Raw genomic sequence first — 11,666 nt, 5'->3', positions numbered from 1 at the left:
TGAAGATGAAAGAACAAAAAGGCGTTGGCCGAATGTGGAGCCTATACAAGATGGGCGGCGTAACGCCGGCTATCGCATCAATGCTCGGGTCGCCGAATGCGCAGCAAATGGCTTTTATTCGCAATGCGAATCGGGAGCAGCGCAAGCAATCTATGCTCGATATTCCACTGAAGGAGCTAGAGATTGTTGTATTTGATCTGGAGACGACGGGATTTAATCCGAACAACGGCGACGAAATTATTTCTTTCGGCGCTGTTGTCGTCCGTGGAGGGGAAATTATAGAGGACGAAAGCTTCTATAGCTTGGTCAATCCGAAGCGGGTGATTCCGAAGGCTATCGTCGAGCTGACAGGTATTACAAATGAGATGGTGCGGGAGGCGCCTGATCTGATGAAGGTTCTGCATGATTTTATGGCTTTTGTCGGGAGACGGCTGCTTGTTGCGCATGCGTCCGGACATGACAAGCAGTTTTTGAATGCGGCATTGTGGCGCACATCCAAGGTGAATTTGAATCATCGGGTGCTGGATACCATGATGATCGCCAAATGGCTGGAGCCGGGTCTTGAGAACTACAGCCTGGACGACCTGCTGATGAAGCACGGCATTCCCATAACAGAGCGGCATCATGCCCTGGAAGATTCACTCATGACTGCACAGCTATGGCATGTCTATCTGCGGCGTATTGTCGAGCGGAATATCGTAACATTAGGTGATATGTATGCTTATTTAAGCAAGCACTAAAGGTAAAGATTTCAATTGGCCGTCCCTCATTTGATAGGGCTGGACAGAAGGGGAATCCGCTTCTTGCAAGGAAACGATCCAGTAGGTCATGCCCGTCAGGGGAACAAATCCGTCGTAGTCACTTAGGGATGGCAGTGCCTCTGAATGGGGATGTGAATGAAAGAAGCCGGCAAGCTGTTGTCGGTTTTTTTGCATGCCAAAAAACGTATGAGTCCATTCACGGGGATGGAAGGAAAAGAAGTTCTCCGGATGGTCATGCACGTTTTGAATCGGCAGGACCAGATCAACCGATTCGCTGAATTCGCTTTGTGCGAGTACGCCGCATGCCTCATGGGGGTATAGGCGTGCGCATATCGCTAGCAGCTCCTCATAAGCTTTTATCGTCATTTGAATATTGTTAAGTGAAGTTTCTGCCATTAGAATCACCTTGGCTGCCTAACCTCCGGTTGCAAGGATTTTACCTATTGTATCATACCGAACAGATTAGAGAATCATGGAGATGAAACTGATCTTGTCTTCGTCTCCCCAGGGCGAATATAGCGGACGATGCCAAACAGGACAACTGAGCTGAGAATGGTAAGGGCGATAAACAGCCATGTAACAGAGCGGTCTGCAGCCCAGCTTATAAGAGGGGGCCCTGCTGCCACGCCGAGAAATCGTAAACAATTGTATAAGGATGTGATCATGCCGCGATGTGACTGGTCCACAGCTCCTGTAATGAGCGTATTGAGGCACGGAAGCAATAAGCCTGTGCCGATGCTGCATAACGTAATAAAGCTGATCAATACATAGAATAGGGCATGCCAGATCGATGCGGCTACTAGCGATACGACGACAACAGACAGTCCGGTCAACATCACTTTACGCATAAGCTCTTTATTTTGCTTGATCAAGCGGCCTGTTGTATAAGCGGAGATGACTAGCCCGAGAAGCGGAATAGCGAGGACTCCTCCTTTGGCAACCCCATCAATTGACAGCGGAGGTTTCTCCATCATATCCGACAGATAGAACAACATGCCGAACAGGATAAACAGGCCAAGCGATCCCGATAAATAGGCCGTGATGAGCCATTTGCCATGGCTTCGAAAAATCTTGCCCATACCCTGCAGATATTGCCTAAGCGGTATACTTTTCTTGTTTTGTTCAGGCTCTCGGATTAGCCACAAGACTGCCGCGAAGGCAGCAGCGCAGAAGAACGGGAAAGCGAAGAAAGGCGCATACCAAGTCCAGAGGCCAAGCAGGGAGCCCAGGATGGGACTAATGACTTTGCCAAAACCGTTGGATGCTTCAATCAGCCCAAGCGCTTCACTTTCTTCACCATCCTTGTACAGATCTCCTACGAGTGCCATGGCGATGGGGGCTGTGCCCGCCGCAGCCATACCCTGAATGATCCTAGCGACGACAAGTGTCGGATAAGAATGCCATACGGCTCCGAGTCCTGCAAGAATTCCGGCTGCGCCGTAGACGGCGAGAGAAGGGAGAATAACGGCCTTTCGTTTCATCCGATCAGATAAATACCCGATAACAGGTATGAACAGCCCCGCAGATACCGAAAATAGGGTAATAACGAGGCTGGATTGCAGCTCGCTTATATTCATGGCTTTGGCCATATCCGGCAGGATGGGGACTAGCATAGAGTTGCCCAGTACGAGTACGAGCGGTACGCTTGCGAATGCCGCGTATTGCAGCCATTTGGGCTGAGCCATAGTTAACCTCCGGGATTTCAGGAATGGTGACGGATTTATGGCTAATTTGCCCACTGTATTGAGCTTCCATACGACGCATGATACGATGAAGGCATTATGCCATTACCAATGAAGAGGAAGCGAAGGGAACCCACATGAGAAAAATTGCAGCATTAACGATTATCGCCATATTTTTCGCTGGCCTGGCCGTGTATCAATATAATCAAGACGATGCCTCTGAAGCTTTGTCTTCACCTGATTTCAAGCCCAAAGCCGGCTTTGTCGCAGAAGCGTTCGAACTGCCCGATCTGGAGGATGAGCCCATTGAAATTGGGGGCAAAAGCGACAAGCTAATTTTCGTCAACTTCTGGGCGTCATGGTGCGGCCCATGCGAATTGGAAGCGCCTGATCTCCAGAAACTTCATGAGAATTATGGTGATCGTATGGTGTTGTACGGAGTGAACGCTACGAAGTATGACAAGGAGCGCGCGGCGCGCAAGTTTGTGGATGATCATGAATTTACGTTTCCGATTCTGATGGACCGTCCCGGAGATGTAACGAAGCAATATAAGGTGACGACGTTCCCGACAAGCTTCTTGATCGATGCCGACGGTGTCATTCGTGAACGAATTAACGGAGTCATTACCTATGAGGAATGGGAACGACTGATTCAGAAATGGATATAAAAAAGCTGTCTCTCCCGCTGCCGAATGGCATCCGGAGAGACAGCTTTTTTGGTTGCTTAATGGTTGATTAGACCGAGTCGCTCGTGGGTGTCGGGAAGTCCGTTACCCACTTTGTCCATGCTTAGCAGCGCATACCGGATGCTTCCAAGCAAGGCCTCCCAGCTGGCCTCGATTACGTTGCTGGAGACGCCGACTGTACTCCATGTATTGTCCAGTCCTGTTGATTCAACCAGTACGCGCACCTTGGCCGCCGTTGCGTCCTTCTCGTCAATGACGCGTACCTTGTAATCGGACAGATGGACCTGCTCAATCTTTGGATAAAATTGAACGAGCGCTTTGCGCAGTGCATTGTCGAGCGCATTGACTGGACCGTTTCCTTCAGCTGCCGTATACACTTGCTGACCGTCCACATTGATCTTGACGATCGCTTCGGAGATCATCACGCCGTTCGATTTTTCCATATGCATTTTAAACGATTCCACCGTAAAGATTTCCTTCAAATCGGTGAAGGCTTCGCGAAGCAAAAGCTCAAGAGAAGCATCCGCTCCTTCGAATTGGTAGCCTTGATGCTCCAGCTCTTTGATCTGCTCCATAATTTGCTTCGTCTTCTCGTTATTTGTATTGACATCAAGACCAAGCTCATGAGCTTTGGAGATGATGTTGCTTTGACCGGCAAGCTCCGAGACAAGAATCCGCTGCTTGTTGCCTACCAGCTCAGGCTGGATATGCTCGTACGTTTTGGAATCCTTCATAATAGCCGATACATGGATGCCGCCCTTATGGGCGAACGCAGCATTGCCGACATAAGCCTGACCGACAGGCATATGGACATTCGCGATCTCGCTTACATAGCGTGCCGTGTTAGTCAGCGTGCGCAGCTGCTCTTCAGGCAGGCAGTTGTAGCCCATCTTGATCTGCAGATTCGGAATGATGGAGCATAGATTTGCGTTGCCGCAACGCTCGCCATAGCCGTTAATAGTGCCCTGTACCTGACGTGCCCCAGCCTGTACTGCGGACAGCGTGTTGGCAACGGCAAGCTCGCAGTCGTTGTGGGTGTGAATGCCGATGGAGGCGGTGAGCTCCGATCTAACCCGGGAGACGATCTCATGAATTTCGCTCGGCAGCGTACCGCCGTTCGTATCACAAAGAACGAGCCAGTCTGCTCCGGCATCTTGAGCTTTGCGAAGTGCCGCTAGCGCATACTCTGGATTGTGCTTGTAGCCGTCGAAGAAATGTTCGGCGTCATACATCGCCTCCATGCCGTTCTGCTTCAGAAATGCAAAGGAATCATAAATCATGGCGAGATTTTCTTCAAGCGTAGTCTGCAGCGCGGTGTGTACGTGAAAATCCCAAGCCTTGCCGACAAGTGTCGCTGCCGGCACACCGGATTCCACGATACGCAGCAGGCTCGCATCATGTTCCGCGACGGAATGCTTGCGGCGCGTGCTGCCGAAAGCCGTAATGCGCGCATTCAGGTTAAGCGACTTGACGCGTTGGAAAAACTCGATATCCTTGCTGTTGCTGCCCGGATTCCCGCCTTCAATATAATGAACGCCCAAAGCGTCCAGCTTCAGGGCAATTTTCAATTTGTCGTCTGCGGACAGGCTGATGCCTTCTCCTTGTGTTCCGTCACGCAGCGTCGTGTCAAAGATTGAGATGTTAGCGGACATTTCTGGATGACGCCTCCTTCACTGATAGCCAATACAAATCATAATTTATTATTATAACACTTTATCTATTTAAAGTGGAGGGGGAATGTTATATTTTTCACGGAACTTCTTCGCATTGACTTGGCTCATTATCAATTATATGCTGGTTAAAAGGGGAACGGATATACGCATTTTTGAAATTCAGGTGAGGTAGAGAGCCATGAGCGATGTGAAGGATCATTATCCGGCTAAAGGTCGGGTTATTATTCATTTGGATATGAACGCGTTTTATTGTTCTGTGCATGAAGCAGAAGAGCCGGAATATTATAAGGATAAGCCTACTGCTGTATCCGGCAGCGTGGAACAGCGCAAGGGGATCATCGTAACCTGCTCTTATGCGGCCAGGAAGAGGGGCATCAAGACGGGGATGAATGTTAGGCAGGCTACTCGCATATGTCCGGAGCTTCTGCTCATCAAGCCAGACTTTAATCTGTACCGGAAGTATTCGCAGGGATTCATGAGTATCGCAAGGCAGTTTACTCCGCTCGTGGAGCCGGTGTCGATCGACGAGTGCTATATGGATATTACAGGATCTAAGCTGCTTGGGACACCTATGGATATCGCGGAATCTCTGCAAAGAAGGATCAAGTCGGAGTGGCAGCTGCCTTGCTCCATCGGTCTTGCGCCTAACAAACTTCTCGCCAAGATGGGATCGGATATGAAGAAGCCTATGGGACTGACCGTCCTCCGCTTACGGGATGTACCGAACTTATTATGGGATAAGCCGTGCAGCAACCTGTTTGGCATTGGGGGGAAAACCGCCGACAAGCTCTCGAAGATGAATATAGGAACCATCGGTCAGTTGGCCAATACGGATGAAGCGCTGCTGATTAAGCAATTCGGAGTTATGGGCGCCTGGATGAAGTCTGCCGCTCACGGCATTGATCATTCGCCCGTCAATCCGAACCGCGAACAGAGCAAGTCAATCGGTCATACCACAACACTTCCGAATGATTTGACAGAACAGGACGACGTTTTTCGAGTATTGCTCAATTTGTCTGATCAGACCGCAAGAAGACTCAGGCGTCAGAAGCTTGTTGCGTCCACTGTTCAAATTACGATCCGTCGTCCGGATATGACGACTATTACTAGATCCTTTACGCTAGGAGCTCCAACGCAGTCGACGGAAGAGATCAATATGGAAGCGCGCAAGCTGTTTCTGCGACATTGGAAGTTTGGCGATCCTATTCGCTTGCTTGGCGTTACGCTGCAAAATCTGGCACCGGCTGACGAAACTGCGGTTCAACTGGACCTGTTCAATTACGAGGAACAGCCCCGAAAGGAGGCCTTGACGAAAGCGATGGACGCCCTTCGCGACAGATTCGGAGAAGATGCGGTATTAACTGCTGGCATGCTGGGTGATGATCCGTCTACCCTGATCCGAAATAAGAGAATTCGAGGCACGTCCTTGCAAAAAGACGATAGTTTGTTATATATTGATGAGTGAGGAACCACGCTTTAAGGCATTATACAAACAGAAAGCGAACGGATTCATTCCGTATATTATAAGGAGGGAATTAATACCATGGCTAAGTTTACATGGGTAGAGAAAGACACTTGCATCGCTTGCGGCGCATGTGGAGCGACAGCACCTGATATTTATGATTACGACGACGAGGGCATTGCGGAAGTTATCTTCCAGAATGATTGCAATACGGGCAACACTGAAATTCCGGAAGACATGTACGATGACCTGCAAGATGCTTGCGACGGATGTCCTACCGATTCCATCAAGATTGCCGACGAGCCGTTCAACGCTCCGGGCTAATCTTTGCACGAATATAGTAACAGCAAGCTCTCTCATGACCGCGCGGACGGATCGAGGGAGCTTTTTTTGATGCCATCCTGCAACCTTTCTCCAGATTGATATCGAAGAAAGCCAATCCTCTGCCGATATACTTGATAGAGTAGAGCAAGCGGAGGGATTAGGATGGATAAGCTGGAGGATATCATTTATCTGAAGCAATTCGTAAAGCAGCATCCTGACAACAAGATGGGATGGTACTTGCTCGGGAAGCATTATTTGCAAGCGGGCAAGGAAAGCAAGGCTAATTATTGTTTTATACAGGCGGGCGACATCTATGAAGCGTTCGAGCAGGAGACACATCCACTTGCCGAGCAGCAGCTAGAAGAACTCAAGGAATGGAACAAGCAGCAGAAGAAAAAGCGGCTGGTATGGAAAATCGTGCTGGCGGCGATTCCGTTGCTCCTGATTGCGTTGCTGCTGCCTCTCAACACTTATTGGCATAAGCCGCCGCAAGATTCACCCACTGATTCTGCGAACAGGCACGCGCCAGAACTTGGCGTCGTATTTGTGCCCCAGAAGGAGAGCAAGCCTATCGGCTATGCGATGAATGCCATTATAGCTGCAGGAGGAGAGGCTCCCAAGCAGTCGCTGGCTGTACGGCTGGAAGAGAAGGAAGGCTGGAGGCAGTGGAACGGTCATTCCCGATTTCTCTTGTCCTCGACCAAAGAAGGAGGAGGTCGCTCTGCCTTGTCCATGCTGGATCGGGATTCATGCCTGTGCGAGCCTGGTGAAACTAGCGGCGTAAAAAAGCAGTTCGGAGAATGGCGTGAAACCCAAGAGATGCACTGGACGCTGGCAAGCGGTATTCATCATTATTATCGGCTCTACGGGAAGTGGCCGCAGAAGTTGGATGATCTGATCCGTCCTTATCCGCATAATGTATTGTCAGGAGAAGGCGAGGGTATGAAAGAATGGTTCCCTTATGTTCTGGCAAAACTAGTGGATAGGCAGGTTTTAAATGGAAAGTCAGAATCGGGCGATGATAGCCAAGGCATAGGGAAGAAAGACATTCAGAAAGAGGCCGCTATCGGAACCAATGGCATCTATCAGGCAGAGTGGGGCAAGCCGCTGGAGATTGTAATCGATGTCTCTAATTATCGTCTTGCCGTTGTACAGGACAAAATGGTCATTCGCAGCTACGAGGTTGGGCTGGGAGGAGAGAGGACGCCGGAAGGTAATTTTTATATTAGTGAGAAAGTACGAGATCCCAACGGCACGGATGACGGTATGTTCGGCAGCAGAGGCATGACGTTATCGGGGACGTTGTACGCCATTCACGGAACGGATGATCCGGACAGCATCGGCAAGGACAAATCGCTTGGCTGCATACGGATGAAGAAGGGCGATGTAGAGGAGCTCTTCGATATGGTGCCGCTTGGAACGGCAGTGAAAATTAAAAACGGGACGCTCCCGTCAGACGCGAAGCCATCAGCTGAACGATTCAAGCTGGAGCCGCGGCAGAACGAGACCAATCCCGCTAAAGTGTATCAATGGTTGACGTAAGCAAAGCTTACGAAGTGACAACAAGAAGAGCCGCGACCGCAACGAATACGACTCCTACGATGGATGCGATCCAGATCAACGCCTTCTTGTTTCCTTCTTCCTTCGGTTTTGCTTTCAATGTGGCTGGCTTTCTTTTGGCTGCGCCCATCTCAATCAACCTTTCTTTATCGGATTTCTTTGTTGCTTCATATGCATATATTGTAATCGTTTTCGTCCAAAGCCGCAATACAACTCAGCTAATTGAAGCTTGCGTCTCCTTACGCGAGCTCTTTTCTTTTTGCTCTAAAAGGGATAAACTGTTCGTTAGAGCATACATAGCGGAACGGAGTGAAAGCATTGCTTTATTCATCTATACTTAAACCTATTTTCTTCAAAATGGACCCGGAGAAGGCTCACCACCTGGTCATCGACGGCTTGGCTACAGGGAGCAAGATTCCAGGTATGACCGGCATTATGAATGCCATGTACGGCGTATCGGAATCTCCTGAGCTGAGCACAGAGCTGTTCGGGCTTCGTTTTCCGCATCCGGTTGGTCTTGCAGCAGGACTGGACAAGAACGGTAAAGCGCCAGACGGCTTCTCCAGCATCGGATTCGGCTTTGCGGAAGTAGGCACCGTGACGCCTAAGGGACAAGCCGGCAATGATCAGCCAAGACTGTTCCGTCTGCCGCCTGATGAAGCATTAATCAATCGGATGGGCTTTAACAACGAAGGCGCGGCGGCGATGGCGGAATCCTTGGCGAAGCGTAAAATCCACCGGGTTCCGATCGCTGTCAATATCGGCAAGAATAAGGTGACGCCTAACGAGCTGGCGCATGAGGACTATCAATCTTGTATTCGGACTCTGTATGACTATGGCGATTTCTTCGTCGTCAATATCAGCTCGCCGAATACGCAAGGCTTGCGCGACTTGCAGCACGGCGACGAGCTGAAGAAGCTCCTGGCCGCCGTTATGGACGAGATGAATACGCAGGCTGTCGCTCGCGGAGGGAAACCGAAGAGCGTGTTGGTGAAGATTGCGCCGGATATGTCGGAGGATCAGCTCACGCATACGGTTGCATCGATCATAGAAAGCAAGGTTGCAGGTATCATTGCGACGAATACCACGTTGTCCCGTGAAGGGCTCACTCATAGCCATGCGAGGGAAACTGGCGGTCTTAGCGGCTTGCCGCTGAAGGAGCGTTCGACGGAAGTCATACGTTCTGTTTATCGCCAGACGGGTGGGCAACTGCCGATTATTGGTTCCGGCGGCATTTTTACTGCTCAGGACGCATACGATAAAATTCGCGCAGGAGCTTCGCTGGTAGAGATTTATACAGCATTAATCTATAAGGGTCCTGGTTTGTTGAGAGAGCTGACAAACGGACTGAGGGAATGTTTGCGCAAGGACGGCTACCGTCATATTGCCGAAGCAGTGGGCGCAGATCATCGTTAGAAACAGGAGGCGGCCGGATGGACGGACGAGACTGGAGTCTATTTTTACAGCCTTACGAACAAGCAGTAGAGGAATTGAAAGTCAAATTCAAGACGATGCGGGCGGAGCTTAAGCTGAGAGAAGCTTATGCGCCGATCGAATTTGTAACAGGACGAGTCAAGCGCGTGTCCAGTATTTTGGAGAAGGCCAGACGGCTTGGCGTAGCGTCTGATCAGCTTGATACCGGAATCGAGGATATTGCAGGCATACGGATTATGTGTCAATTCGTAGATGATATTCGCCGCGTAGCGGAACTAATCCGCAATCGCAAAGACCTTCAATTGGTATACGAAAAAGATTATATTACGAATTTCAAGGATAGCGGTTATCGGAGCTACCACATGATCGTGAAATACCCGGTGCAGACTGCGCTTGGTTCGATGGACGTACTGGCGGAAATCCAGATACGGACGCTCGCGATGAATTTCTGGGCGACGATTGAGCATTCCCTTCATTATAAATTTAAGGAAAGCTTGCCCGACGAAGTGCGTATCCGCCTCAAGAAAGCAGCAGAGGCCGCATTCCAGCTCGATACCGAGATGACGAGCATCCGCAAGGAGATACTCGACGCGCAGACGGAATTCGAAGAGCAATCCAATGTCGTATCGCGTGTGTTAAGCGGCATTCAGGATTTGTACTTCTATCATCGCATTCGTGAGGCTGCCCAGTTCCAGATGAAATTTAATGAGCTCTTCGAGCAAGAAGATTACGCCGGGCTGTCAGCATTGGCCGGGGACATCAGCATGTCCATTACAAAGGCGAAGAAGAGCAGCGCAAGCGATTAAGAAGCAACAAATAAACCTCCGGTGAAGCTGCATTAGGCAGCTTCGCCGGAGGTTTATTGTTCGCTAGCGATAGTAAGGGAGGGACTAGACATAAGGCGGGCAAAACTAGCTCGAGGATTTTTTCGGCTGATAGTTCTCGTTGATATACGTCAGTATTTCCTCGGCCGTCTTGCCTTGCTTGCTTAGGGCAATTACTTCCTCCATCTCTTTCTTGCAGATACCGCAGGTTGTACTGTGGTCCGTCCATGTTACGCTGCCGTCATCTGCGGGATGCTCCGCCCAATAACATCGCAGCAATGAATCATGGGGCTCATCAAATTCGGTTCCTTGCATGCAGCCGCAATAACAAGGGATGCCGCTTAGCATATGCATGTGGCTGTGAACCTCGGAATAGAGGTCCTTCGTAAGCCTTGTGTGATCCTTCAGAAAACCAGGCAGCGTTGTGACGGATGAAGTAGTCTCCCACATCTCTGATCCATGGAGATGCGCCTTGCCTTTGTCATCGCTGGTGCCGCAAGCGGCAAGCAGTGTTATGAGAGCAAATCCTAATAGCAAAGCATACATGACGGATCTTGCGGTATGATGGCCTTGGTCCGGGCTGCCTGCTTCATTAGGTTCGGAAGATTGAACTTCGCTCCTTCTCATCACTGCGCATCAGCTCCCGCGTGTTTGGTGAAAAAGGCCTTGAAATCATCCAGCGTATGCCCTTGAGTCGTACCTTCCTCGCGAAGGCCGCCCTCAAGTCTGTCTACTTCTACACCGTCTTTATAGTAAAGCAGCGATGGCGTGGATTCGACCCGCAGCTTGGAGCCGTATTGGTTGAATTCCAGCAGGTTGAACATCGGGAGATCGATGCCCATGTCGTTCACGAGGGGCATGATTTGAGGCGTAGTGTTCAAGCAATACCGGCAGGTTGAGGAAAAGACGTAAACAAAGAAGTCTTCCTTGCCTTCAATCTTATTGTCCATTTCGTCAGGCAATATGATATTCTGATAGTTAGGATTGTCTAGAAGCGAGCGAGTAGCAGGATTCAGTTCGGAAGCGGGCATACCATAAAGCGTATTGTCTTTCTCCATATTGCCTAATACAAAAATAGAACCGAATAAAATAATGATGATGCCGATGTAAACATAAATCATACTAAATTTCTTTGTTTTCTTCTTCATCGTTTTTACCTCCGCTTTCGTTGTGATGGTCATGATTTTTGCAGGTCGTACATGCCTCACTTACTTTTCATTATATACCAAAGCGGAGTAGCTTTGTACATGCATGATATCC

The 11,666-nt window shown here is 49.7% G+C and carries 13 protein-coding genes; 7 read left to right on the top strand and 6 right to left on the bottom strand.

Going from position 1 to position 11,666, the window contains the following annotated elements; genetic code table 11:
* The first annotated feature begins 5 nt into the window (after positions 1 to 5).
* A complete protein-coding gene (locus DX130_RS10850; RefSeq protein WP_116045903.1) occupies positions 6 to 740 on the top strand; it encodes a 3'-5' exonuclease in 735 nt (244 codons plus the stop codon).
* Here the strand turns inward: DX130_RS10850 and DX130_RS10845 are convergent.
* Complete coding sequence (locus tag DX130_RS10845) at positions 726 to 1,157, bottom strand: M67 family metallopeptidase (RefSeq protein WP_116045081.1); 432 nt, start codon at positions 1,155 to 1,157, stop codon at positions 726 to 728. The genes DX130_RS10850 and DX130_RS10845 overlap by 15 nt on opposite strands.
* Before the next feature lie 74 nt (positions 1,158 to 1,231).
* Positions 1,232 to 2,446, bottom strand: a complete 1,215-nt coding sequence (locus DX130_RS10840) for an MFS transporter (protein WP_116045079.1) — start codon at positions 2,444 to 2,446, stop codon at positions 1,232 to 1,234.
* 134 nt (positions 2,447 to 2,580) lie between these two features.
* Here DX130_RS10840 and DX130_RS10835 point away from each other — a divergent pair, with 134 nt between their 5' ends.
* Positions 2,581 to 3,111: a TlpA family protein disulfide reductase gene (locus DX130_RS10835; RefSeq protein ID WP_116045078.1), complete on the top strand. Its 531-nt coding sequence runs from the start codon at positions 2,581 to 2,583 to the stop codon at positions 3,109 to 3,111.
* 56 nt (positions 3,112 to 3,167) lie between these two features.
* Here DX130_RS10835 and cimA read toward each other — a convergent pair whose 3' ends face one another.
* The gene (gene cimA / locus DX130_RS10830) at positions 3,168 to 4,781 is read right to left on the bottom strand and encodes a citramalate synthase (RefSeq protein WP_116045076.1); all 1,614 of its coding nucleotides are present in this window, start codon (positions 4,779 to 4,781) and stop codon (positions 3,168 to 3,170) included.
* Positions 4,782 to 4,980: 199 nt separating this feature from the next.
* On the opposite strand from cimA, the gene DX130_RS10825 reads away from it, so the two are divergent.
* From DX130_RS10825 to DX130_RS10815, 3 genes are all read left to right on the top strand, one after another.
* Positions 4,981 to 6,267, top strand: coding sequence for a DNA polymerase IV (locus tag DX130_RS10825; RefSeq protein WP_116045075.1), 1,287 nt, complete (start codon positions 4,981 to 4,983; stop codon positions 6,265 to 6,267).
* A gap of 78 nt (positions 6,268 to 6,345) precedes the next feature.
* The gene (locus DX130_RS10820) at positions 6,346 to 6,588 is read left to right on the top strand and encodes a ferredoxin (protein ID WP_116045073.1); all 243 of its coding nucleotides are present in this window, start codon (positions 6,346 to 6,348) and stop codon (positions 6,586 to 6,588) included.
* 162 nt (positions 6,589 to 6,750) lie between these two features.
* Positions 6,751 to 8,130, top strand: coding sequence for a L,D-transpeptidase family protein (locus tag DX130_RS10815; RefSeq protein WP_116045072.1), 1,380 nt, complete (start codon positions 6,751 to 6,753; stop codon positions 8,128 to 8,130).
* 7 nt (positions 8,131 to 8,137) lie between these two features.
* On the opposite strand, the gene DX130_RS26440 is transcribed toward DX130_RS10815, so the two are convergent.
* Positions 8,138 to 8,278 carry a hypothetical protein gene (locus DX130_RS26440; protein ID WP_165861223.1) on the bottom strand — a complete coding sequence of 47 codons (141 nt, stop codon included), beginning with the start codon at positions 8,276 to 8,278 and terminating at the stop codon, positions 8,138 to 8,140.
* Between the two features lie 188 nt (positions 8,279 to 8,466).
* On the opposite strand from DX130_RS26440, the gene DX130_RS10805 reads away from it, so the two are divergent.
* Positions 8,467 to 9,564 (top strand): quinone-dependent dihydroorotate dehydrogenase, encoded by a 1,098-nt coding sequence (locus DX130_RS10805; protein ID WP_116045068.1) that lies wholly within the window; start codon positions 8,467 to 8,469, stop codon positions 9,562 to 9,564.
* A gap of 17 nt (positions 9,565 to 9,581) precedes the next feature.
* Positions 9,582 to 10,388, top strand: a complete 807-nt coding sequence (yjbM, locus tag DX130_RS10800) for a GTP diphosphokinase (protein WP_116045067.1) — start codon at positions 9,582 to 9,584, stop codon at positions 10,386 to 10,388.
* A 105-nt stretch (positions 10,389 to 10,493) separates the two neighbouring features.
* Here the strand turns inward: yjbM and DX130_RS10795 are convergent, their stop codons facing one another.
* Together DX130_RS10795 and DX130_RS10790 are read right to left on the bottom strand one after the other, a co-directional pair.
* Entirely contained in the window at positions 10,494 to 11,033 is a 540-nt protein-coding gene (locus DX130_RS10795; RefSeq protein ID WP_116045065.1) for a PCYCGC motif-containing (lipo)protein, read from the bottom strand.
* Entirely contained in the window at positions 11,033 to 11,554 is a 522-nt protein-coding gene (locus DX130_RS10790; RefSeq protein ID WP_116045064.1) for a thioredoxin family protein, read from the bottom strand. Before DX130_RS10790 ends, DX130_RS10795 begins: the two co-directional genes overlap by 1 nt.
* Positions 11,555 to 11,666 lie beyond the last annotated feature (112 nt).

The organism is Paenibacillus paeoniae (assembly GCF_003388735.1).
GTDB lineage: Bacteria > Bacillota > Bacilli > Paenibacillales > Paenibacillaceae > Pristimantibacillus > Pristimantibacillus paeoniae.
The sequence above is the reverse complement of the archived record's forward strand: the minus strand, read 5'-3'. Positions and strand labels throughout refer to the sequence as shown.